We start from the raw sequence: 22,500 nt of genomic DNA on the forward strand, positions 1-22,500 counted from the left end.
GGTCTATTGCTCGAAAAAAGAGCCATTGTAGTGGAAGCTTGCCCCCTTGCGGTACCAGTATTACGGAGCGCTGTCGCCGCGCTGCTGCAGTTGGTATTGCTTCTTGACGCTGGTTAGTTTCTGTGGGTTGCGCAACGTATATAGCCAGCAGATTTCGCCTTGTTGATTGAGGCGCAGGGTAAAAACCATGTCGTCCTCATTCCCGTTCAGTTGCGCCAGCGCGGGCTGTCCATTGACAGATAGCAACCTGAGTGCACCGGGTGCAGATGCCCGTTTGCTGGCGATATGGGTGAACACCTGTGCCACCCGCTCGGGGCCTTCCAGTGGGATACGGGCCGCACTGACCACGCCACCACCGTCGGTTAATCCGAGTACATCCGGTGCCAGCAGGCGCAGTACTTCCTCTTTGTCGCCACTGGCGGCTGCCGTTACAAACGCTAACAGCGTACTCTCGAGTTGCTCTGGCGTGGTGTCGAATCGCGGCGAGGCTTCCTGTACGCGCTGCCGTGCGCGACTCACCAGTTGCCGGCAGGCCGGCTCGGATTTATCCAGCGTGCGCGCGATGTCAGCGTACGGGGTTTCGAAGACTTGGCTCAGCACGAATGCCGCACGTTCTTCCGCTGCCAGCCGTTCCAGCGACCACAGCAGTGCCAGTTCACATTCCTGGGCTAATGCCGTCAGGTGGCTGGGGCCGCCGTCCGCCTCATCGATGATGGGCTCGGGCAACCAGGGACCGATATACACCTCACGCCTTCGTTGGGCGCTGCGCAATTGATCGATGGCGAGTCGGGTGACTACCCGGCTCAGCCAGGCAGCGGGTGAGCGTATATCGTTCGCGGGTGCGGCAGCCCAACGCAACCAGCTCTCCTGCACAATATCCTCGGCCGCCTGTACCTCGCCGAGCATGCGATAGGCCAGGGACAGCAGTCGCGGGCGCTGTTGCTCAAACAGTGTGGCATTGCTATTCACGAGGCAGTCAGTAGCTTGACGTCGATTTCACGGGCTGCCTTGTGTACATCAAAGCCCGGGCGCAGGCGCCCGCGAAGATAGCCTTCGGGGCCGATCAAAGCGATTGTGGGTGAGTGGCTGATCCGGAGGGAGGTGCCGGCGCCGTCGTGTCGAAAGTCCATTCCTATCGAATTAGCGAGCTGTCGCAGCTGTTGTCGCTCGCCGGTGATACCGGTGATTCCAGTACCGAAGAAAGCGATATAGGCTGCCAGCTCCGCCGGCGAATCGCGCTCGGGGTCAACGGAAACAAAGAACACGCGCAGAGGTTCATCGCCTGACAGCGTCAGTAATCGGGACAGCTCGGCCAATGTTGCCGGGCACAGGTCGGGGCACTTTGTAAATCCCAGCACAAGCAGTTGCCAGTGGCCGCGCATCGTGTCCGCGGTTACCTCTCCCTTATCGGACATGAGAGTAAAGTCTGCGATCGGGCGCGGCTGAGTGAGCCACTCGAGCGTAGTGTTTTCTACGCCGTTAGGCGCTGATTGACTGCATAGCTGGCTGATAATCAGCCCGCAGGCGACGGCGAGGGCAATAGTGATGCCCGCTGCAAAAGGTGGCCTACTCACCGTTATCTCCGCGGCGCGCATAGATTAGCAACACAACGCTGATAATGGCGGGCAGGGTTACCCCGGCAAAATCCTGCAGCAGTGATGTCGGGCCGCAAATACCCACCAATACTTCCCACACGTGAAAGAGTGCGTGTCCCACCAACCAGAAAGCCGGCGCCCACCAGTAGGCGAAGCGCTGTTGTGGTCGCGCAGCGCCCAATATCAGTCCGATTCCCGTCATCGAATAGATGATGCCCAGATCGCGTACAAAGTGTTGGTTGAACGGGCCTCTGTCGGGAACTCCTGGAATTGCCCAATACCAACCCTCGGGAGCCGCCAGTTGCCAGCAGCCATTGGTCAGCATTAAGAATCCCAGAAGCGCTGCGGTGTATGTCACGATGCGGTCTGTCACTGCGCTACGCCTCGAATTACTATGTCGGATAGTGTAGCGGATGCTGGACTGGCGGGGGTAACACTCCGCTGTTCAACGTTTACGCGTTGGCATGTCTGCCCATAACCGAGTACGTATTTTACGGTGGGGTAGACCCGCGTGGTACTGATGGTCATAGCCAGAGAGATCAGTCCGTCCTCCCCCCAGCGCTGTCGAATCTCGTCGCGCAAGTGCTCTGCATCCGGGTGATGGGCGAGCACGTATTCGGTAAATCGCAGCACCAGCGCACAATCTTCATCCAGCGCTGTCAGGTCTGACGCGATAACAGCGCTGACAATGGCTGGATCAACACCGCTCTCCAGCGCCATATTGCATGCCAGTTGGACACAGGGGCCGCAGTCTTCCCGCAGCGCCGCGCGAATGCGAGCAGTCCACCACGGCGCTCTGGGAATGCCGCGGCGGTGTGAGGCCAGCAGGTTCAATATGGAGTACTTCGCCAGTGCTGCAGGGCTATGTTCCAGTATTTCTGCCATATAGTGGGTGTCGTAGTCATAGCGTTGAGAAAAAGCCCGCAGCCACCGGTGTGCAAGTAGTCTGATCATGTTTGCGCAATCCTGTTTGGTTTTCTATCTAGACGAGACAGGACGTATCGTTGTGACAGCGCATTCAGAATTATTTTGAGAAAGCACCCGACCCTGTACTATAGTCAGCTCATCAACCTCACGAGTGATAAGGCGAGAATAATGCGACGAATAGAATTGGCAGATGCCGCGTTCCTGATGGCTGAAAAACGCGAGACTCCCATGCATGTTGGCGGGGTGGCGCTATACACACTGCCCAAAGGTGTCAGCGCGCAGGAATTCGTCGGACAACTATCGCTGGATGGCTTGGGTCCGGACGACTTCCGCGAGCCCTTTGGTGAATATGTCACGACCGGTCGTGCGGGTCCGCTGGGGCCGCTCTACTGGGAAAAGGACAAGAGTATCGATATCGACTACCACGTACGGCATTCGGCTTTGCCGAGCCCGGGGCGCTACCGAGAACTGTTTGCGCTGGTGGGTCGGCTACACAGTACGCTACTGGATCGCAATCGGCCACTGTGGGAAATTCATCTGATAGAGGGTCTGCAAAATCATCAGTTTGCGGTCTATTCGAAAATGCATCATGCCGCGATCGATGGCGTGGCGTCCATGCAATTGACCCGCAGTATCTCTTCAACCGATCCGAATTTCCGAACACCTGATCTGCCGATGTCGATGAAGGCCTATAAACGACACCTGGCCGCTGTCGGCGCGAAACGGGCGCGGCGGGTAGTGCCCGAAGAGCGGGAACTGCTTGCAGTTGCCGACGCGCTGAAACAGCAGTTTGACAGCTCTACACAGATACTGGGGGCACTGCGGCGTTTCGGTGGCGCTTTCTTTGGGCGCAGCGGCAACCTCGCCGTGCCCTGGCACAATGTGCCGCGAACATCGATCAATACCCGGGTGGACGGAGCGCGGCGGTTTGTCGCCCAGTCGTGGGATTTCGAGCGTATCCAGTCTGTTTGTAAAGCGATCAACGGCACTGTGAATGACGTGGTGCTGGCGATGTGCTCGGGCGCATTGCGGCGTTATCTGCAAGGCCATCACGAGTTACCCGAGCACTCATTAAAAGCGATGGCACCTGTGTCGCTCAGGGAGAAAGATGATTTCAGGGCCGGCAACGCCGTGGGCTTTATCACCGCAGACCTGGCGACGAATATTGCTGATCCGGAACTGCGTCTGAGAACCATTCAGGAATCCATGCGCGCGGGTAAGGATTTGCTCAAGGGCTTGAGTGCACGCGAGGCGATGATTTTCATGCAGTTGACGCAGGTGCCGGCGCTGCTGACTACGATGTTGGGGCTGGCCGCGCAGTTTCCGGCATTCAGTACGGTGATCTCCAATGTGCCTGGCCCTCGCGAGCAGCTCTACTGGAATGGCGCCAGAATGGATGGCGTCTACCCGGCATCCATCGTGTTCGACGGCTTTGCGATGAATATCACGCTGGTGAGTTACGCCAAAAGTCTCGACTTTGGCATTATTGCCTGTCGTCGTTCGCTGCCTGAAATTCAGCGCATGATCGATTATCTCGAAGATGCTCTGGTGGAACTGGAGGAGGTGGCAGGACTGCGCGCCAGTGGCAAGAAAAAGGCGCGGCCGAGCAAGGCGGCATCTCGCAAGGTGGCTGCCAGGGCGGCGTCACCGAAGAGGGCGTCACCGAAGAAGGTGGCTCAGAAAAAGGCATCTGCGAAAAAGGCCTCTACAAAGAAGGCTGTTACAAAGAAGGTGACTCAGGCGAAGTCATCTGCGAAGATGTCTGCGTCCAGTAAGACCGCCCCGAAAAAAACATCTCCGAGAAAAGCTGCTACGAAAAAGGTCGGATCCAGCAAAGCAGCATCAGTAAAGCCTGCGACCGCAGCCAAAGTTAAAGTGAAGGCGGGGGTTAAACCCAGGCTTAAAGCCACGCGCAAAACGCAACCGGCAAAGCCAGCGGCTAAACAATAATATGGTACGCTGCCGGCTCAATGCAGGCGTCGTCGGCGTGTTCGTATAACGAGTGCCCCAGCGGCCGCCATTGACCCACGACAGGTAAGCAGGGACTATGCCATTGCGCCGAATCTGGCTGCTCAAACTGGTGTTGCCGATACGCCACGGTAGAACCGTCACAGGCTTGCTATTGCTGTCGCTGTTGCTCCCGCTGTTTTACGCCGGTGCAGCGGAGGCCAGCGAGCACACACCTCCAGCACTGTTTTTTGGATTGATAATCGCCTATATCATTCCAGTCTTCAGTTATATCACGGAAAAAGCACAGGAAACGCTATGCGCTTTGCGGCCCATATTGGCGTTGCGCGATACCGACTTCGAGCGCATCCATAAGGATCTCGATTCGACCGGCTTGCTGCTGCCGCTGGCAAGTTTGTGTGGGGGCGTGCTGGGTGCATCTGTGCACACGGTATTTATTTATCAGTCGGTAGCCGACGCCATAGCGACGGTGATTACCAGCGTCCCGGGTTTTTTAAGTGTCGTGGGTACCTTGATGGTCTGGGTTGTGATGACTACGGTCATTGTCATGCTGATCCGCCAGGCACGCGTATTCGGTTACCTCGGCGGCTCTGTTGCTCGCGTGTCCCTGCTGGATATCCGAGCGCTGTTGCCTTTCGCACGCGTTTCAATTATTTCCAGCCTCGCGATTATCGGCGCGCTGGCACTGTTTCCGTTAATAAACCTGGAAGGGGGGCTGAACCTCGCAGAAAGTGTGCCTGGCGTTGTCGCCATCCTCGGTCCGCTGGTGGTTATTTTCATTATTCCGGTGTGGCCTCTGCATAATCGACTGGTCAAATTGAAGGAAAAAGAACTCGCGCGCGTGTCCGATAAAATCGAGGCCTCGCTCGATGATCCCGGTGAGGTTGATCTGGAATCCGCAGATATTGACACCCTGTTGCCACTGCTGACCTACCGGCGAGAAATTGCCCAGCTGTCCACGTGGCCATTTAACCTCGGCAGTTTTACCACGCTGGCGTTCTACCTGATCATTCCTCCGCTGACCTGGGCGGGGGCGGCACTGATTGAAAAGCTGGTCGACTCCCTGCTCTAGGACAGTTGCTGTCTGATCGGTGCTTGGTGATAGGCTGTTTTTTATTGCTCTGCCAGCGTCTGCAGCCGTTTCACGTCCTCGTAGGTCGACTCAATCACACGCGGGTTGGCCAGATTGGCTGACAGGTCACCGCCGAGATCAGTATGCATGATATAGGTGAGAAAGACCTGTTCTTCATCGAGCGCCTTTATCTCATACTGGCCCGTGGTGGTCGCCCGTACATAGCCTTGCTCAGGGTGGTTCGAGGGGGCGGGACCCAATTGTACGGTCACTGTTCGGGCAATTCTGTCAATCTCGATAGTGGAGTGAATCACCATGTCGCGATCCTCAACCGGCCACGGCATATCGAGCACCATATAGATCGTGCGTTCGGTGTCAGAGGGGGTGCCTAGCACTTCGGATGATTTACATCTTGCGCGCCACTCACTGCAGCTCTGGCCATCGCCCATCACGGCGGCCACGTGCTCAATGGGCGCGTTGATCAGCGCGGTGGCTTTGACTTCCAGAAACGGTGAGCCCGCGACGGCCCGAGTGTAGATCTGTATGTCGTCCTCTTCCTGCTCCAGCGCCCAGGGTTCCTCCGTTGCCGAGACGAAGCAGGGGAGCGCCAACACGAACCCTGCGAGAGTGTTGCGGAGCCCGGATAACACTGTAGTGAGTTCTGGCATTGCAATTACCCCAGTTTCAAATAGGCCATCTCACCAAAGTTGGAGGACGGGTCCAGTTGGATAACCTTCTCAAAGTATGTTCTGGCTTGCTCGGTAGCGCCAGCTGCATCGTGCAATTGCGCCAGGTAAAAATTGGCATAGACCTGATAGACCAGGCGGGCGCCCTCTATCGGCAAGCCCAGCGCGTCATAGGTATTGGCTTCCAGTGATGCCAGCATAGTCTCCAACTCCGTGATCGTCTCTGCCTCGGCGTTGATTGCATCGGGAAAAATCGTGTTGGCCCTGGCCCGTAACAGGCAGGATTCGAGTTCGTCGAACCCGTCTCTGGCGGTCACCGGCAGGGGCTCGCGGAACAGGTCTGCAGCCTGTTTCATCAACTCCGTCGTGTCGGACACGCCACCCAGTTTGGCCGCCTGCATCAGCAGTGTGAGGAGCCGCGCTTCCAGCGCAATCGTGTGTCGGCTTTGGCTTGCCTCCACATTTTTGGCATGCAGCAGTGCCTGTTCGAGATTATTGTCCATCGCGTAGGCCAGGCATTTGCAGGCAATTGCAAGGTCATCATCGCGCTTAAGTGTCAATGCGGTGTCTGCGAACCCCTGCGCGCCCTCAAAATCCGCTAGCAACAGACAGGCGCGGCACGCATTGTGCAGCGCCTTAAGGTCACGCGGATGTTTCTCAATCGCCTGCCGCAGCGCTGCCAATTCCTCGTCGATGCGAAAGCGCTTGCGAAATACCTTGCTGGGCAGGTAGATGGTGTCGTGTACGGTGGATAGCGCCTTTTCAGAATTCTCAATGACCTGTTGAAACATCTGTCTGGCCAGGCGTGTCTTCTCGCTGATCATCCAGCGATTGATCACTCTGTCGGTACCGGTAACCGCTGCCACGACGTCCGCAAAATGCAGCTTCGGGCGCTGGATTGCGATCAGTGCTCTGACTTCGGAGTCTGCCAGGGCCTGCAGCTTTTCGCGCGCAGATTCAAAGAATGAGAGCGGCACGCCGTCATTGCTGGCCGCCCAGAGCAATCCGGCAATTTCTTTCTGGTTTTCGTCGAGGTGTTCAGCGGTGTCCAGCAAGCCGTGTCGGTGCAACTCGTCGAGGAATTCCTGCGGTGCACTCAAGCTGACGTTGGGCCGGGATTCAGCCTCGAAGGGAATGATGTAGTCGCGGCGCCCTGCGTGGTACTTGTCGGATAGTAATTCGATTTCAATGATTGCCGGGTCATAGTCGGCAGTTTGGAACGCAGTGGCAATTTCCGGTAGTGATAGGCTGGTTTGCTGTTGGGCGTTCAGGATTAGCTGAATCAGCCGCAGATGATTTTCTGTATACAGCGAAAGGTTGCGCCGGGGTTTGTGCGGTTGCGGCAGCAGCCCTGCGCGCAGGTAATATTTGATCATATCGCGGGAAACGCCGGATATTTCTACCAATTCGGACATGCGGTAGTGTCGACTCTCTGCGCTGTGCTTTTTCTTCGAGTGTCCTGCCATACATTTATTCTTCAGCGAGTTGGGGATGGGGTTGTCAGGTTACAGTGTAACGCTTGAGTGGCCAGTTCATCCCTAGACTGGTTCAGTTGTGAGTCCAATTATAGATAATTTCTTGACGCACTCAATGGATAATACTATTATCCAGTAAGTCGGGGCATCAAGGCCCGCAACATTGGAGGTTTTCCCCATGGGTGTCGCAGAAACGTTCAGCCAGTCCAACACACCGCTGGACATAGAGGTGAGGAAGTTTGATCCTGCCGCCACGGAGAGCGCGCCCGAGTATTTTTTCGATGGCGACCCGTTCAAAACCCATTTCATGAATGCACTGTCTATCCTGTTTCCCGAAGGAGAGCGGTTTTTTATCCGCTCCGTTCTGGCCTATCGGGATGAGATCACAGACCCCAAACTGCTGCAGGAAATCAAGGAGTTCTGTGCTCAGGAAGCGCAGCACACACTGGTGCACGAGGCTATGAATGATCTGGCAGCCCGTCACGGTTATCCAGTGGCAGCGTTGGAAGGGATTGTGCGCCGTGATCTACGACGGTTTAGCAAGCGCGGTAAGAAGCACGCCTGGGCACGCCGGGCCGCGCTGGCGATGACAGTGTGTATGGAGCATTTCACGGCGATTCTGGCCTATCAGGTTCTGACCAATGCAGACGCTACACAGCAGGGGCTGGAGCCCAGTGTGAAAGCGTTGTTCCAGTGGCATGCGCTGGAGGAAACCGAGCATAAGGGTGTTGCCTTCGATGTTTATCAGGCCACTGGCGGCAGTCCAGTCTTCCTGCGTTTTGCGATGTTCCTATCCAGTTTTTTCTTCTTACTGGGGCTTTTTGTGAACCTGACAGTACTGCTCTACAAAGACGGCAGCCTGTGGAAGTGGTCTACATGGAAGACGGGCATCAAGTTCTGTTTTGGCTTCAAACAGGGCTTTCTGACGCGACCGTTCCGCGACTGGCTGGCCTTTTTCAAGCCGGGTTTTCACCCGTGGAAGCAGCACAATGATCTGGATACCCGCAGTTACGTGGGGCAACTGAAAGCGTACTTGGCGTAATACAGGGCCCTCGAGCACTGTGCGTTCGGTGGCTGGGCGTCGCCGAGTCCGCTTCTGCCCGGTCCCGCCGCTACTGCTGGAGCGCAGGATATGCGGGTCTCGCTGAGCAGCGTGCGCAGCTTGCGGCCCGCTTGCTGTAATTGGCAGATCAAGGGTGCTTGAACGCGTGCCAGTCTGGTTGCCAGACTGGCACGAGACAAATCGCGGACAGATGCTTCTGGGTTATTGCTGTTGCAACAGCTGAATTCGCTCAGATTCTGCTTTGATCATTTCCTGTAGCTCGCCAATATTTTCTTGCACTCTGTTGACACCCATCTGCGCGCCGGCTGCCATAAGCCTCGGCATTTCCTGCACTACTTTCTGACCGACGTCAGTGGCGTAGAAAGCGTTTATATCCTGCAGCTCGTCCAGGGTAAATGCATCGGCATACGCCTGGGCCATCTCGGGCTTCAGGCTCTTGAAGCTCATGTACTTGTCGAAAAACGTCATCATCACGCCTTTATAGGGAGTCAGCGCGGGATTTTGCTGCAGCTGGACATCGAGCATTTGCGACATGGATTGTTCAAGCGCGGTCTCCGTACCCATGGTCTGGAGTAGCTTTTCGGCTTCTTTTAACGATGCATCGTCCGCCAAGGCCAAGGCCACGGCAGCGGTGGCGAAGGCAACCGCAATCAAACCGGTTTTCAAGATATTCATGTTTTATCCTTATCCAATCAATGAGAGGTCGTCGAGGCGCTCAGACGCTTAGGGGCACGCTGTGGGACTGTAGTCATTTATACAACAGCTATACAGAGACGTGAACAAAAAAACATGGAATCTGATCGCATCTGAGCGTGTTTGCAAAAAATTGTTGCGATGGATGTCCAGTACCCCCGTCAATTCGATCACTGCACAGGATGTGGTGTAAGATAGTTCCGCGAAGCCTGTTGTACTTTCCTGTAATTGTATTGAACCCTGGATCCCCATGGACAGCCTGATCATATTAGCCGCCTTTGGCTGTGGATTTGCCGCCAGGCAGATTGGACAGCCGCCACTGGTAGGCTATCTTATTGCGGGGTTCGGGCTGGGCATGGCGGGCTTTGAACCCTCGGAATTCATCGAGACTATCTCCAACATCGGCATTTCTCTGATGCTGTTCATTATCGGGCTGAAACTCGATCTGGCCAGCCTGCTGCGGACAGAGGTCTACCGCTCTACCTTTGAAAACCTCGCGAGCTTCGGCACGCTAACGTTCGGATTCCTGCTATTTCTGGGGGTGCTGGGAATCCCGCTGGTGACTGACATCAGCATGCAGCACGCGGCACTGGTGGCATTTGCGCTCAGTTTCAGCTCCACGGTCTGTGCCGTGGCCATTTTGGAAGATCGCGGTGAGTTTCGTGTGCGCCATGGCCAGATCGCGGTAGGAATCCTCATTGTGCAAGACATTATCGCCGTGCTGTTTCTCACGGCCTCTACCGGCAAGGTTCCCTCGGAGTGGGCGCTGTTGCTGCCCCTGTTGATACTGGCGCGTCCGCTGGCCAGCTATGTCTTGCGCGCCAGCGGTCACGATGAGGTGCTGATTTTGGCCGGCATCATTATCACTTTCGCCGGCAGTGCGCTGTTTGAAGCGGTAGGGATGAAGGCCGACCTCGGTGCCCTGGTGATGGGCATGCTGCTCAGCGGGGACAAGAAAGCGGGCGAATTGAGCAAATCGATGATGAGTTTCAAGGATATTTTCCTGATTGGCTTTTTCCTCAATATTGGGCTCGCGGTGCAGCCCTCGCTGGGGATGCTGGGGGTAGCCGCGCTGCTCTGCCTGCTGTTACCTCTGAAGGGCGCTGCGTTTTTCTTTCTTCTGGCGCGCTACAAAATGCGTGCCAGAACAGCGCTGCTGGCCGCGCTGGCACTGACCCAGTTCAGTGAATTTGGGCTGATTGTGGCGGCGCTCAGTGTCAAGAAGGGCTGGCTCACCGAGGACTGGATGGCCATTCTGGCACTGGCAGTGGCGCTTTCTTTTGTACTGTCCACACTGCTTAATGGCCGTTCTCACACCTTTTACAGTCGGTACAAGCACACCCTCAGGCGATTTGAATCCCTGTCCGATTCCGAAGATAGTCCGCAGAGCCCCGCCAGAAATGTGGAGGTGCTCATTATTGGTATGGGCCGCGTGGGTTCTGGGGCCTACGATACCATTGAGTCCCAATACAATTTGCGGGTGTGTGGTGTGGACACCGACAAGTCCAAAATGGACCAGCACAATGCGGCTGGGCGCAGGGTCATCTACGGCGATGCCGAGGATGCCGATTTTTGGGAAGGTTTGCAGGCGACCAGCTACAAGCTGGTGATGTTCACGATGCCATCGTTGGCAGAAATGGTGGATGCAGTGCAGCAGCTGCGCAATTCAGGCTACACCGGCAAGGTGGCGGCGGTGGCCAAATATGAGGATGAAAGGGTTCGTATGAGGGAGGCCGGGGCCGATGTGGTCTTTAACTACTACGCAGAGGCGGGCGCGGGTTTTGCTGAGCACGCCCTGTCCAATATGCTGGATATACTCCCGGACAAGCCTGCCAGTGCAGCGGTGTAACGCCCCCCGCGCTGAGAGGGCTTGCCGAACGCCTGCCAGCGTCATAGCATTGCCGCCGACCCTTGGGCATAATGCCCGCAGGTTAAAACGTACAGGCCCGCAGCGCGCAATTGCATGTATTACCAATACTTTGGATTAACGGAAGCACCTTTTTCCATTGCGGTGAATCCCCGCTACCTGTTTATGAGCGCCCGCCACCGGGATGCATTGGCGCACCTGCTCTATGGGGTGGGGGCCGGCGGTGGCTTTATCCTGCTTACCGGAGAAGTCGGGACGGGCAAGACCACCATCAACCGCTGTCTTCTGGAGCAACTGCCCTCCGATACAGACGTTGCCATTATTCTCAATCCGGCACTGAATGCCATCGAACTGCTCGCCAGCGTCTGCGATGAGTTGGGAATCGATTACGATCACCAGCAGCATACGCTCAAGACCCTGACGGACAACCTGCACAGCTTTCTGCTAGAGAATCATGCCCGGGGCCGCAAAACCGTGCTGATGATCGACGAGGCGCAGCACCTCGATTTTGATGTGCTGGAACAGATCAGGCTGCTCACCAATCTGGAAACGAACAACGAAAAGCTGTTGCAGATCATTCTGATCGGGCAGCCGGAACTCGCGCAGATGCTGGCGCGCCCGGAACTGCGCCAGCTCAACCAGCGCATAACGGCACGATACAATCTCGATCCGCTGAACCTCGATGAAACCAGTGCCTATATCCAGCACCGTATGCAGGTGGCTGGTATGAGTCCGGAACGCGTGGTCTTTTCTCCGGCCGTCGTGCGCGGAATTTACAAGGCAACCCGGGGTATTCCCCGTGTCATAAACGTCGTGTGCGACCGCATGTTGCTCGGTGCCTACGGCCGTAATACCTCGCATGTGGATCACGATATGTTGCGCCTGGCGCTGCGCGAGGTCCTCGGCGAAGAGGAGGCGGAATCGACATTCTGGCGCTGGCTGGCGATCGCAGCGGCGGTGTTGCTGCTGGTATGGGGCGGTGGATGGCTGCTGGGGAAGTACAGTGGGGCAGAGGTGGTTGATTCCCCGAGTGTGCCGGCATTGCAGGCACCTTTGCCGGCGACGGCAGAACCCGTCCAGATGACTGCAGAGCCGATCCAGGTGCCCGCTGTCGAGCCATCATCGACATCCGCAGACACACTTCCCGAGACCACCGCTGCGGATGTGGCTAAATTATTGGTGGCGACACCCGAGTCTGCCATTCCAGTTGACGGACAGTCGTCGCAGGTGTTCGACATTGCAGATGCCCTGTTGCCACCGGGCGATGCTCTGGCCAGGCTGTGGCAATTGAACACCGATCAGCCGGTTCCTGCCGTGCCCTGCTCAGATCGCGTGCAACAGGGTTTGGCCTGTCTGGAAGGGGAGGTCTGGACCTGGGATGAACTGGCAGAGATCGATCGACCAATTTCTCTGGAGGCGATCACGGCGGAGCGTTTTTCCGCTGAGGTACTATTGCTCGGGATCGACGGTTCTAACGCCTGGGTATTTACCGTGGCCGGTATCGCGCAGGTGAGTCTGGCTGACCTGGCACCCTACTGGACGGGCCGGTACCGTTTTTTCTGGCGGCCACCGGAGAATTTCTCTACAGCACTATCGCTGTGGGATGAAAGTGACGTCGTTGGAGTCGTTGCGCAGCGCTTTGCCGAACTCGATAAGCAGCCCAAGCCCCTGGCCTTCAGGGGGTTCAACCGGGCACTGGAGCAACGCGTACGCCTTTTTCAGCAGCAACATGGCCTTGTCGAGGATGGTGCGGTGGGAGTACAGACATTGCTCAAACTCAACGAGCAGTTGGGAGTGGATGTGACTGCGGCGCAGGCGCGGGAGCAACTGCAAGCGGGCTCAGAGACAGGGGTGGTTGAATGAACCACGCAGAGATCTTATCCACAGGTTTGCATGCCGGCGACTTTATCCGTTGGGGGGCGCCTCTGTGTCGCTGATTCTGGATGCCCTAAATCGCGCTCGCCAGGATGATAATCCGGTGCCGGGACTGTCGACGTATCACCCGGTAGATCAGGTGTCCGTCAACCGCAGGCAATATGCTCTGTGGGTGGCACTTTCTATCGCGGTGGTACTGATCGCATGGTTGATCGTGGAACGCTACAGTGCACCGCAACTGCCCGCTGGCGATGTTGGTGTCGCCGACATCCGTGCAGTCAATCGGGAGGCGCCTCTGGTGTCGCCTGCGCCAGCCGCCAGTGCTGTGCACCGCCCGGCAGTGACACCGGGGCCAGCATCCGCTGTGGTGCGCGTGTCGCCCGAGCATGAGCGTGCCAGGAAGACACAGGCAGTCCAGTCATCCCTGGCCGCCGTTGCCAGCGCCGGCATGGATGAGCTGCATGGTGCGCAGGCTCAGTTGGTGGATGACGCACTGCAGGAAGAGGCCCAGTCGCAAATCGCCGCCGCTGTGCCAGGGTCAGGACCGCAAGCAGCCGTCGAGTCCGAGGAAAACAGCGCTGTGGCCGAACTCTATCGCAACCCCCCGGTGGAGCCGGCCTACCGCAAACCGCAACCCGCCGCGCGTGCCGCAGAACGTGGCGATGACGCTGATGTGCCCTACGATGTCAACAAGCTGGTGCAGCTGGCGGATGAAGAAGCCAAAAACCTTGATTTGACCGAAAGCCCGGTGCCGTTGCTTATCGACTTGTCACAGCAGGTCAAGGATAGCATCCCCACGATTTACTACCTTCGCCATGATTATTCCAGCAATACATCGAATTCCACCGTCGTGTTGAACAGCAAAACCCTGAGCGTTGGTGACAGTGCTGCAGTGGGCCTGAAGGTGGAAGAGATACTGCCCGACTCCGTGGTACTGAATTACCAGGGAACGCAATTTCGACTGCGGGCTCTGAATAGCTGGATCAACCTGTAGTGCACTGATTGCAGCGTATTCCAGGTTGCCAGTTTAGCTTTTACGGGTCACCGCACTGTCTATCCTTCCACTCCTAAGGTCGCGCTGGAGCTTTTATATTCCAAGGTAGTCCCGCGTGATCTCAAATATCTGCGCCTGCTGTATAAACGGGGGAATTCTTCCCACACCTTCGCTGTTGCTGAACAACGGTACAGCGGCACCAGTGTGTTCTTCCATTAAAAAATTATTGGTGGCGTAATTTATCGCCATGCGACCCCCTTCGGGTGTAGTGATGCGTGCCAGTTTGCCGGGCGTATAGATGGGGATGGGAAATTCCGAGAACAGGCTTTCGTCGGGAATTAGCTGCGCCGCCTGGGCGTGATCGGCCGTCACAATAATCAGTGTGCGGGGGTGGCTGCGGGCGAATGCCAGAGCGCTGTCCAGCGCCTCCTCCAGTTGTTCCAGTTCGCCAATGGAGCCACAGGGCTTGCGTTCATGCGACTGTTTATCGATGGAGGCTGACTCGATCATCAGGAAAAAACCTCTTTCATTGGCATCGGCCAGGTGTTGCAGTGCTGCATCCGTCATTTGCCGCAGCGAGGGAACGTTGCTGAATTCCGGGTTGGGTTCGCAGGCCATGGGTGCTGGGAGTGTGCTGCTGCCGAGATAGGGGTGCAGGTGGTGCAGCCAACTGGTTTGTGGGGCTTCTGCTTCGCGGCCAGCCTCACCTCGCAGCCGTACCGGCATAGTGCCCGCTGAAAACAGCCCCAGCAGTTTTTTCTCCGCTGCCGCCTGTGTCAACTCAGCGGCGCTGGTCACCACTTCGTAGCCATTGCGCCGCGCGAGATCCAGTGTGCTGACAGTTTCACCCTCGGCGGTAGGTGTAAAGTGCGCGCTGCCGCCACCGAGTATGACATCCACATCCGATTCAGCCAGTTGCTCAGCGATGGAGCCTTTGCCGCCGTTTGCTTTCAGGTCCGACTTGCATTCACCGAGAAAAATATCGCGGTAGCGGACATCCTCCATGGAGTCGGCATCTTGGCACAGGCGCATCTTGATATGTGTGGCGAAAGCCGCGGGGGTTGCATCGGTCACGCTGGCTGTGGTCACAATTCCTGTACGCAAGCCAGCCGCGATGGCCAACTCAGCGATAGTGGTGAGATCTTCGTCTGTGCCGGCGGCGGTGCTGATACGTCCGATGCTGGTGACGGCGCCAGTCGCCATGGTACTTGCAGTATTGGCTGAGTCTGCGACGTAGACGGGCTGACCAGCGGCTGCATCAGTCGATGTCTGTATCTGTACCGCGCCTCGCAATGGCATGCCATCCAGCAGGAGTTGCCCTGCGGCTCCGCGTAAGTAGTTGCGCGCGATGGTAATCTGCTGCTCATCCATACCGTCGCCAATGATCAGAATCACCTGGCGCGGCTGCCCGGCCTGAACAGGCTGCTGTTGCGCCGCCGCATTCTGGGCGGATATCGTAGCGGAACTGATTACAAGGCTGGCTAACAGTAAATATATTTTGCGGGGCATACGGGAAATCCACAGTTCTCGAGCAGGAAGCGGTTATAGATACCATGCCACCCGTGTTGATGCACGGAAAAATCGGATTTCGCCCTGCCACCGGCGGCTGCGGCCGCCGGTGGCAGGATATCGCACTCCCCATTTTTGCAATCGCGCCTGTTAACCTTTGCACGTCACTGTGGCAGGATGCGGGTTCCGCTGCGATGCGCGGCGGGAGTATAAGCACCTGAGTCCCCGACAGTCGATAATGAAAAGATCAGCGGGGCACTATAATCGCGAGGAAATAACATGAAGATGATGACCGCTATCATTAAGCCCTTCAAGCTGGATGACGTTCGGGATGCACTGCAACAGATAGGCATCATGGGTATGACAGTGGAAGAGGTGAAAGGCTATGGTCGGCAGAAGGGCCATACCGAACTCTATCGTGGTGCGGAGTACCTGGTTGAATTTCAGCCCAAGGTAAAAATACAGATCGGTATTCCCGACAGCCAGGTGGACGCTGCAATTGAGGTGATCTGCAATGCCGCCAGTACCGGAAAGATAGGCGATGGCAAGATATTCATCACGCCACTGGAGCAAAGTATCCGCATTCGTACAGGTGAAACCGGAGAGGAGGCGCTCTGATCATGCTTTCTTTCATGAGCAATTTTCGGCTGAACCTGCTGCCGTTTGCTGTCCTGTTGCTGGCCAGTTCCGGTGCCAGCGCGGATGAGTTGAACGGCGCGGACACGGCATGGGTACTGACGTCGACGGCGCTGGTTTTGTTTATGACAATTCCGGGACTCTCGCTGTTCTACGCCGGGCTGGTGCGTGTGAAAAACGTGCTGTCTGTGCTGATGCAGTGTTTTGCGCTAACTTGTCTGATGTCAGTGCTGTGGTTTGCCGTAGGCTATACCATGGCATTTGGCAGCGCAGGTGTTGAACAGGGGCCATTTATTGGTGATTTTGGCAATGTCTTTTTCTCCTCCATCACCATGGACTCGATGAGTGGCACGATCCCCACCAGTTTGTTTGCTGTTTTCCAGATGACGTTTGCGATAATCACTCCGGCATTGATCGTGGGTGCCTTCGCCGAGCGTATGCGCTTTTCTGCAATGCTCATTTTCTGCTCCATATGGCTGCTGGTAGTGTATGCGCCTGTTTGTCACTGGGTGTGGGGCGGCGGCTGGTTGGGTGAGATCGGTCTGCAGGATTTCGCCGGTGGTACGGTTGTACATATTACCGCTGCAGTAGCGGCGCTGGTCGCGGCGGTGGTGATGGGGCCGCGCAAAGGCTTCGGTACCGTGCCGATGCCGCCACACAATCTGGCCATCACCGTGGCCGGCGCGGGTATGCTGTGGGTCGGCTGGTTCGGATTTAATGCCGGCTCGGCACTGGGTGCCAACAATACGGCGGCGATGGCGATGCTGGTCACTCATCTGTCAGCGGCCTGCGGCGCGCTGGCTTGGATGACGATGGAATGGGTACGTCACGGTAAACCGTCCGTATTGGGTATCGTTACCGGTATGGTCGCGGGCCTTGGCACAATCACACCTGCCTCCGGTTCAGTAGGACCTGCGGCCGCGGTGGTTATCGGTCTGACTGCCGGTGTGGTCTGCTACTTTGCCACCAACTTGCTCAGAAACGTACTGAAAATTGATGACAGCCTGGACGTTTTCCCGGTGCATGGTGTAGGCGGCATACTCGGCACATTGCTGGCGGGTATCTTCTGCTCGACACAACTTGGTATTTTTAGTGGCAACGGTTTTTCGGATGGCATTAACAGTATCGGAGCCCAGTTTGGCGTACAAGCGATTGGTGTTATAACGACATTTGTCTACACTGCGGTGATGAGCTTTATCATTCTCAAGCTAGTCAATGCCATAGTCGGACTGCGGGTTGATGCAGATGAAGAAAACCAGGGACTCGATCTGGTGCTGCACGACGAGCGTGGATACGATCTGTAAACTGTATCTGTATTATCTGAAGGTCACCCTCTGGTGGCCTTTTTTATAGGGGGTAGGGCACAGTGAACTGGCAGCACCACCACGCGACTATCAACGGAATCCATACACATTACGTGGAGCAGGGGCAGGGTGTGCCGGTGGTGTTGTGCCATGGGTTTCCGCATTTGTGGTTCAGCTGGCACCGACAGATCACCGCACTGGCAGCAGCCGGATATCGGGTGATCGCCCCCGATATGCGCGGGATGGGCCAAACGGAGGCACCAGCAGACCCGCGGGCTTATGACATAGACCATATCACTGGCGATCTGCTGGGCCTACTCGATCACATCGGCGTCGAACGCGCTGTGTTTGCCGGGCTGGATTTCGGTGCCTTTGCGATCTACGATCTGGCCCTGCGCCATCCTGAGCGGGTGATCGCAATCATCGGGCTGGAGAATCCCGCAGCGCCGCACAATCCCGAGGAGTCACCACTCACCGAGTATCAACGCATCGCACAGGAGCATTTCCTGCATATCGAGTACTTCCGTGTTCCGCCGCGAGCGGATAAAGAACTTGCCGCCGAGCCGCGCCGTTTTCTGCACAAGGTATTTCATACGCTCAGTGGCGCAGGTAACTACTTCGACGTATTTAACTACCCGCCGGGTACCTCTTATATCGAGGCCATGGCAGAACCGCCCCCGATGCCCTGGCCGTGGTTGTCTGAGTTGGAACTTGAATTTTTTGTCAGCGAGTACAGCCGCAGCGGTTTTACCGGTGGGCTCAACTGGTATCGCTCGTTCGATCTTAAGTGGGAGCAACGCAAACCCTATGAAGGTGTACAAAGTGCGGTGCCGGCCTATTTTTTGGGGAGTGAACACGATGTTGATCTGGAGGGTTTTCATGGCGATGACCCGATAAGCCAGATGCGCGCAATCTTCCCCGATTTACGCGAGGTACGGATGATCGCTGGCGCGGGTCACATGGTGCAGTTGGAAGCCTCAGAAGCGGTGAACGCCATTTTGCTCGATTACTTGCAGGACATTCAGCTGCGGGATTAGATACGCCCCGCGCTGTCCCCAGACGGTTCAGCTTATCTTCAGTTTTAGCCCGGCCTTACCCAGCACCTGTTTTTCCGTTTCCAGTTCTCGCTCGGTGAGGGGGTGGTTATCAAGCCAGTCGTCGGGGAACGCCAGAGTCAGGGTATGTTCACCCGCTACGATGGAGAAGTCCGGCAACTGCTCGAGTATTTCGACGTGTTTGAAACAACTGGCGAGCCGAATAATGGCCAGCAAGTAGATTATACGTGTCAGCTCTGTATCCGCGATTTCTGCAAAGAAATCAGCCTTCAGTTTGCCTTTCTGCCCCAGCGCGAGTGTAGCCAGTAATTCCTGCTCATCCTGTGAAAAGCCCGGTAAATCGGCATTGCGCAACACATAGGCGGAGTGACGATTAAAATGCTTGTGCGCGATAGCCATGCCGATTTCATGCGTGCGGGTGAGCCAGTGCAACAAGTCCCAGTCATACTGCGTCAGTTGCCAACTGGCTCGTGTCGCCATGAAAAACGTGCGTGCTCTGCGCTCAAAAATGTCGGCCGTATCGGTATCGACCGCGTAGCGCTGCATGAGAGCGTTGACGGTGCGCTCGCGCACATCCTCGTGGCTGAGGCGCCCCATTAGATCGTAGATTACGCCTTCGCGCAGAGCACCCTTGGAGGTGCGCATGTGCTCGATTCCCAGTACATCGAACAACGCACTGGTGATTGCTACACCGGGCAGAATGACATTGCGCCGCTGCGCTGATAGGCCGTCTATCTGAATATCGTCCATCGATTTAAATTTGAGCAGCCGTTTTTCCAGTGTCGCAAGGCCGCTTCGGGAGATTCCGCCGTCCTCCCAGCCATTTTGCGAGAGTATTGTCTCAATCGCCTGTAGAGTTCCCGATGAGCCTACGCACTCAGCCCAGTTTTTTGCGCCAAAGCGGCGGCGAATCGGGTAGATTTGAGCGCGCGCCTCTTCGTATGTGCGGCGATAGTTTCCACGGCTGATGCGGCCACCTGGGAAAAAGGCATTGCCATAGGAGACACAGCCCATCTGCAAACTCTCCAGAAACTGTGGTTCGAAGCGTTGGCCGACTATGCACTCGGTGCTGCCACCACCGATGTCGATGACCAGTCGTGAATGCGCGTCGTCAGCCAGCGAATGCGCCACTCCCAGGTACACTAGCCGGGCCTCTTCGAGGCCGTAAATGACATCCACACGGCTGCCCAGTATTCGTTTGGCCGGCACCGTAAACGCTCTTCGATTGTGTGCCAGTCGCAGGGCATGCGTGCCCACCACCCGAATGCGCTCGGGGCCGACGCTTTCCAGCAGTTGCGCGAAACGCGACAGGCAATCGAGACCGCGTTGAATTGCTTCGGCACTGAGGATGTCGTTTTTCAGCCCTGCGCCGAGCTGCACTTTCTCCGCAAGGGCCTGTACCGGTCGCATCTCACCGTGTTCGATCTTAACGATGATGAGGTGGAACGAATTACTGCCCAGGTCTATCGCAGCGAGCTGACTACCCTCGGGGAGAGTGTTCTGATTGTCTACATCCAATGGTCCGTGATTCCATGTGGTTTAACACTGGGCAATGGTAAAGCATTCGGCGTGCTCACGCACTTGCCCAGCGTCCACTGCTGACACACTATAAACCTGCTGCAGCGAATCTATCCCGGTGCCGGTCGATACCAGATGGGCGAGGTCCAGGCTCGCTCCTGAATCTGCCATGGCAACTCCGGGTCAGTACAGCCCGGCGGTCGCTCCGCCTCCGGCAGTGTCAGGCAGTCGTAGTGACTCCAGCGGCAGCTGGGGTTTTCAAGTACGCGAGCGTAATAGACTGCGGCTACTTGCGGGTCAAAGTCGGGATCTCGCCAACTCGCGCAAAGCTGGGGGTAGCCCTTTCCTGACACAGCGCAGGTTTGCCGGTCTACTGTGGCCTCTGTTGCGGTTGCCCCGGCGACATCAAACACGGCCTGATGTGTGCGCCCATCATGGTCGATCCAACCCTTGATGATCTGGATACGCTGCAGCAGATTGCCACCCTCACGCGGGTCGCGAACGGCAGAGGCGACAAACATCGGACTGCCGCTGGCATTTTGGGGTGCGATGGGCAGGTCGGCGCCCATTGGCACACCCTGTTGATAGGCATCGGTCAGATACTCGCGACTGTGGCATACGTCGGGGTCGAGATTCCACCCGGCAAAGAATCTCGGTTCAATTCGCGGTCCGCTGGTGCCGAAAGTCTCTCGCCGTTGCATCGATTCAAATAATGCCTGGCGGCTGTTTTCACTGGCGTAAATGCCGGCGATGCCGCCGGGGTTGTAGCGCACCGGTGAACCGGTGGCGACATCTCCTGGGACTTCGATCTTGCTGAGGAGACGGTCCTGCAGATTACGGTCATTGCCATGCGAACCCTGGTAGCCTTTTTCAGTAACAGCCGCAGGCGCGCCGATGTGTGTATCGGTGGAAGCCAGTATGCCGAACTTGAATGGGTTCACTCCGAGTGACGCTTCCTCAGCGAGGCCGGCGGTTAGCGCGTAGCGCACGAAGCTGTAGCGGGAGACGCAGCCTTTAAGCATCATGCCGCCACTGCCGACCGTTTCGCCGCAGTCCTCTATCACTTCATCGGCGGGACGGAGTTTTTCAAAATCGCAGAACTCGTCGGTGTCGCCGAGCACACTGGCTATCCCATTGCGGCATTCTGAGTCTCCCTTGACCTGAACAATTTCAGCAAGGGGTTCCAGCCGAGCGCGCAGTGCCGCTTGTGCCTGTTGTTCCCGTAGAGGAATATCCCGATTGGTGTAGGGATACCACATGCGGCCGCTGCTCCAGTTGCTGTTGTGGGGTATCGCCAGCACGTCGCATTGCTCATGTCCGGCGATGCAAACCTTGTCCAGCCATTGCCACAACAGCTCCGGCCTGGGTGCATCTTTGGCACTCATCGCCGCCTGGGGAATTGTACTGGATTTGAAAATTACATTGCGGTGCAGGTTGGCGGCATCTTCGGCCAGCGAGTATTCGTAGGCGTGAAATGAAGTGAATTCACAGCGTGTACTTTTATCGTGAAAGGCCTCAGTGCTGAGCTGGTTGTCGCGCCACACTGCGATTGCTCGGTCGCGGCAGAGAGAGCCATCCTCGCCACAAACGCGGGTGGAGCGGTCCTGACCAAATACCGCAAAGCTAGCCAGACGAACCAGCGAGCCCAGCTTGTCATCCATGGGCAGAGTAATGTCGCCGCGATATAGTCCACAGACCAGGCTGTCGTAGCCGGCTGAATCACGGGTATAGCACAACTGTGTTTCTCCCAGTGCCTCAGCGTGATCGGTCACAGCCGCAAAGTCCAGCGGTGTTTCGAGTTGCAGCAGCGGAGGCTGATAGTCATCGGTGTCGCCCTCCAGCGACAGCGGCAGAGCGGCACCGCGCGCGAAACGGTAGGCATCATCGACTGTGGTGGTGACACCGAAGGAGGTGGCGTCATAGGACACTGCCGTGTGTACGTGAAGATCGCCGAACCAGGCTCTGTTGTAAGGGTATTGTTGCGCGCATGGTGGCGCGATATCGTCGCCTTCCTGCAGCGAACGGACACTTACACTGTCCCAGCTGGCGAGTTCTGACGCATCGTGCTGCACCCGTTGAAACTCATACCGCAGGTACAAAAGCACACTGCCGCCGGCCACTGCCAGGGCGAGTGTAATGAAAAGTAAATATTTGAAAAGTTTTTTCACGCCGTGTCCTGTATCGGCCGCTGGATTTTATTGTTGCTGGCATCCTAGCGCAGTATGGAATTCATAGACAGCATGGCCTCGCAATGGATTTGCTC

Annotated in this window: 19 protein-coding genes; 9 read left to right on the forward strand and 10 right to left on the reverse strand. The window is 56.8% G+C overall.

The features are described 5' to 3' along the window. Positions 1 to 60: 60 nt before the first annotated feature. Genes sigJ through AC0L6S_RS02765 form a run of 4 tightly spaced genes read right to left on the reverse strand, consistent with a single transcriptional unit; the run spans position 61 to position 2,549 of the window. Positions 61 to 969: an RNA polymerase sigma factor SigJ gene (gene sigJ / locus AC0L6S_RS02750; RefSeq protein WP_473426891.1), complete on the reverse strand. Its 909-nt coding sequence runs from the start codon at positions 967 to 969 to the stop codon at positions 61 to 63. Further along, complete coding sequence (locus AC0L6S_RS02755; RefSeq protein WP_473426892.1) at positions 966 to 1,574, reverse strand: SCO family protein; 609 nt, start codon at positions 1,572 to 1,574, stop codon at positions 966 to 968. The genes sigJ and AC0L6S_RS02755 overlap by 4 nt, the downstream gene beginning before the upstream one ends. Further along, positions 1,567 to 1,968: a hypothetical protein gene (locus AC0L6S_RS02760; protein ID WP_473426893.1), complete on the reverse strand. Its 402-nt coding sequence runs from the start codon at positions 1,966 to 1,968 to the stop codon at positions 1,567 to 1,569. The genes AC0L6S_RS02755 and AC0L6S_RS02760 overlap by 8 nt, the downstream gene beginning before the upstream one ends. Then, complete coding sequence (locus AC0L6S_RS02765) at positions 1,965 to 2,549, reverse strand: carboxymuconolactone decarboxylase family protein (RefSeq protein WP_473426894.1); 585 nt, start codon at positions 2,547 to 2,549, stop codon at positions 1,965 to 1,967. The genes AC0L6S_RS02760 and AC0L6S_RS02765 overlap by 4 nt, the downstream gene beginning before the upstream one ends. 141 nt (positions 2,550 to 2,690) lie before the next feature. Here AC0L6S_RS02765 and AC0L6S_RS02770 point away from each other — a divergent pair, with 141 nt between their 5' ends. Together AC0L6S_RS02770 and AC0L6S_RS02775 are read left to right on the forward strand one after the other, a co-directional pair. Then, positions 2,691 to 4,472 (forward strand): wax ester/triacylglycerol synthase family O-acyltransferase, encoded by a 1,782-nt coding sequence (locus AC0L6S_RS02770; RefSeq protein WP_473426895.1) that lies wholly within the window; start codon positions 2,691 to 2,693, stop codon positions 4,470 to 4,472. Between the two features lie 97 nt (positions 4,473 to 4,569). Continuing rightward, positions 4,570 to 5,562, forward strand: coding sequence for a hypothetical protein (locus AC0L6S_RS02775; protein ID WP_473426896.1), 993 nt, complete (start codon positions 4,570 to 4,572; stop codon positions 5,560 to 5,562). 41 nt (positions 5,563 to 5,603) lie between these two features. On the opposite strand, the gene AC0L6S_RS02780 is transcribed toward AC0L6S_RS02775, so the two are convergent. Then, on the reverse strand, positions 5,604 to 6,230 hold the full coding sequence (locus AC0L6S_RS02780; RefSeq protein ID WP_473426897.1) for an START domain-containing protein: 627 nt from the start codon (positions 6,228 to 6,230) through the stop codon (positions 5,604 to 5,606). Positions 6,231 to 6,235: 5 nt separating this feature from the next. After that, complete coding sequence (locus AC0L6S_RS02785) at positions 6,236 to 7,714, reverse strand: MerR family transcriptional regulator (RefSeq protein WP_473426898.1); 1,479 nt, start codon at positions 7,712 to 7,714, stop codon at positions 6,236 to 6,238. A 187-nt stretch (positions 7,715 to 7,901) separates the two neighbouring features. Between AC0L6S_RS02785 and AC0L6S_RS02790 the strand changes: the two genes are divergently transcribed. Further along, positions 7,902 to 8,765: a metal-dependent hydrolase gene (locus tag AC0L6S_RS02790; protein WP_473426899.1), complete on the forward strand. Its 864-nt coding sequence runs from the start codon at positions 7,902 to 7,904 to the stop codon at positions 8,763 to 8,765. Positions 8,766 to 8,987: 222 nt separating this feature from the next. On the opposite strand, the gene AC0L6S_RS02795 is transcribed toward AC0L6S_RS02790, so the two are convergent. Then, a complete protein-coding gene (locus AC0L6S_RS02795; RefSeq protein WP_473426900.1) occupies positions 8,988 to 9,461 on the reverse strand; it encodes a DUF2059 domain-containing protein in 474 nt (157 codons plus the stop codon). 268 nt (positions 9,462 to 9,729) lie between these two features. Here AC0L6S_RS02795 and AC0L6S_RS02800 point away from each other — a divergent pair, with 268 nt between their 5' ends. The 3 genes from AC0L6S_RS02800 to AC0L6S_RS02810 all read left to right on the forward strand — a co-directional run bounded on the left by AC0L6S_RS02800 (position 9,730) and on the right by AC0L6S_RS02810 (position 14,215). Further along, positions 9,730 to 11,328: a cation:proton antiporter domain-containing protein gene (locus AC0L6S_RS02800; protein ID WP_473426901.1), complete on the forward strand. Its 1,599-nt coding sequence runs from the start codon at positions 9,730 to 9,732 to the stop codon at positions 11,326 to 11,328. Positions 11,329 to 11,442: 114 nt separating this feature from the next. Continuing rightward, positions 11,443 to 13,209: an ExeA family protein gene (locus AC0L6S_RS02805; protein WP_473426902.1), complete on the forward strand. Its 1,767-nt coding sequence runs from the start codon at positions 11,443 to 11,445 to the stop codon at positions 13,207 to 13,209. A gap of 64 nt (positions 13,210 to 13,273) precedes the next feature. Beyond that, positions 13,274 to 14,215: a general secretion pathway protein GspB gene (locus AC0L6S_RS02810; RefSeq protein WP_473426903.1), complete on the forward strand. Its 942-nt coding sequence runs from the start codon at positions 13,274 to 13,276 to the stop codon at positions 14,213 to 14,215. A gap of 93 nt (positions 14,216 to 14,308) precedes the next feature. On the opposite strand, the gene AC0L6S_RS02815 is transcribed toward AC0L6S_RS02810, so the two are convergent. Further along, positions 14,309 to 15,724: an alkaline phosphatase gene (locus AC0L6S_RS02815; protein ID WP_473426904.1), complete on the reverse strand. Its 1,416-nt coding sequence runs from the start codon at positions 15,722 to 15,724 to the stop codon at positions 14,309 to 14,311. Positions 15,725 to 16,003: 279 nt separating this feature from the next. Here AC0L6S_RS02815 and AC0L6S_RS02820 point away from each other — a divergent pair, with 279 nt between their 5' ends. The 3 genes from AC0L6S_RS02820 (at position 16,004) to AC0L6S_RS02830 (ending at position 18,701) form a co-directional block, all read left to right on the forward strand. Then, complete coding sequence (locus AC0L6S_RS02820; protein ID WP_473426905.1) at positions 16,004 to 16,342, forward strand: P-II family nitrogen regulator; 339 nt, start codon at positions 16,004 to 16,006, stop codon at positions 16,340 to 16,342. Between the two features lie 2 nt (positions 16,343 to 16,344). Continuing rightward, positions 16,345 to 17,664, forward strand: a complete 1,320-nt coding sequence (locus AC0L6S_RS02825; RefSeq protein WP_473426906.1) for an ammonium transporter — start codon at positions 16,345 to 16,347, stop codon at positions 17,662 to 17,664. Between the two features lie 62 nt (positions 17,665 to 17,726). Next, a complete protein-coding gene (locus AC0L6S_RS02830; protein WP_473426907.1) occupies positions 17,727 to 18,701 on the forward strand; it encodes an alpha/beta fold hydrolase in 975 nt (324 codons plus the stop codon). 27 nt (positions 18,702 to 18,728) lie between these two features. Here the strand turns inward: AC0L6S_RS02830 and AC0L6S_RS02835 are convergent, their stop codons facing one another. Both AC0L6S_RS02835 and AC0L6S_RS02840 read right to left on the reverse strand, forming a co-directional pair. Beyond that, positions 18,729 to 20,237, reverse strand: coding sequence for a Ppx/GppA phosphatase family protein (locus AC0L6S_RS02835; RefSeq protein WP_473426908.1), 1,509 nt, complete (start codon positions 20,235 to 20,237; stop codon positions 18,729 to 18,731). A gap of 110 nt (positions 20,238 to 20,347) precedes the next feature. Beyond that, the gene (locus AC0L6S_RS02840) at positions 20,348 to 22,405 is read right to left on the reverse strand and encodes a DUF3604 domain-containing protein (RefSeq protein WP_473426909.1); all 2,058 of its coding nucleotides are present in this window, start codon (positions 22,403 to 22,405) and stop codon (positions 20,348 to 20,350) included. Between the last annotated feature and the right edge of the window lie 95 nt (positions 22,406 to 22,500).

The sequence above is a fragment of the Halioglobus sp. D3-4 genome, assembly GCF_055809315.1.

What these genes read in the sequence shown, in the direction of transcription:
- AC0L6S_RS02765 (WP_473426894.1), bottom strand. Translation starts at nt 2,549, where the DNA reads ATGATCAGACTACTTGCACACCGGTGGCTGCGGGCTTTTTCTCAACGC.
- AC0L6S_RS02815 (WP_473426904.1), bottom strand. Translation starts at nt 15,724, where the DNA reads ATGCCCCGCAAAATATATTTACTGTTAGCCAGCCTTGTAATCAGTTCC.
- AC0L6S_RS02800 (WP_473426901.1), top strand. Translation starts at nt 9,730, where the DNA reads ATGGACAGCCTGATCATATTAGCCGCCTTTGGCTGTGGATTTGCCGCC.
- AC0L6S_RS02770 (WP_473426895.1), top strand. Translation starts at nt 2,691, where the DNA reads ATGCGACGAATAGAATTGGCAGATGCCGCGTTCCTGATGGCTGAAAAA.
- AC0L6S_RS02790 (WP_473426899.1), top strand. Translation starts at nt 7,902, where the DNA reads ATGGGTGTCGCAGAAACGTTCAGCCAGTCCAACACACCGCTGGACATA.
- AC0L6S_RS02775 (WP_473426896.1), top strand. Translation starts at nt 4,570, where the DNA reads ATGCCATTGCGCCGAATCTGGCTGCTCAAACTGGTGTTGCCGATACGC.
- AC0L6S_RS02820 (WP_473426905.1), top strand. Translation starts at nt 16,004, where the DNA reads ATGAAGATGATGACCGCTATCATTAAGCCCTTCAAGCTGGATGACGTT.
- AC0L6S_RS02825 (WP_473426906.1), top strand. Translation starts at nt 16,345, where the DNA reads ATGCTTTCTTTCATGAGCAATTTTCGGCTGAACCTGCTGCCGTTTGCT.
- AC0L6S_RS02785 (WP_473426898.1), bottom strand. Translation starts at nt 7,714, where the DNA reads ATGGCAGGACACTCGAAGAAAAAGCACAGCGCAGAGAGTCGACACTAC.
- AC0L6S_RS02780 (WP_473426897.1), bottom strand. Translation starts at nt 6,230, where the DNA reads ATGCCAGAACTCACTACAGTGTTATCCGGGCTCCGCAACACTCTCGCA.
- AC0L6S_RS02795 (WP_473426900.1), bottom strand. Translation starts at nt 9,461, where the DNA reads ATGAATATCTTGAAAACCGGTTTGATTGCGGTTGCCTTCGCCACCGCT.
- AC0L6S_RS02805 (WP_473426902.1), top strand. Translation starts at nt 11,443, where the DNA reads ATGTATTACCAATACTTTGGATTAACGGAAGCACCTTTTTCCATTGCG.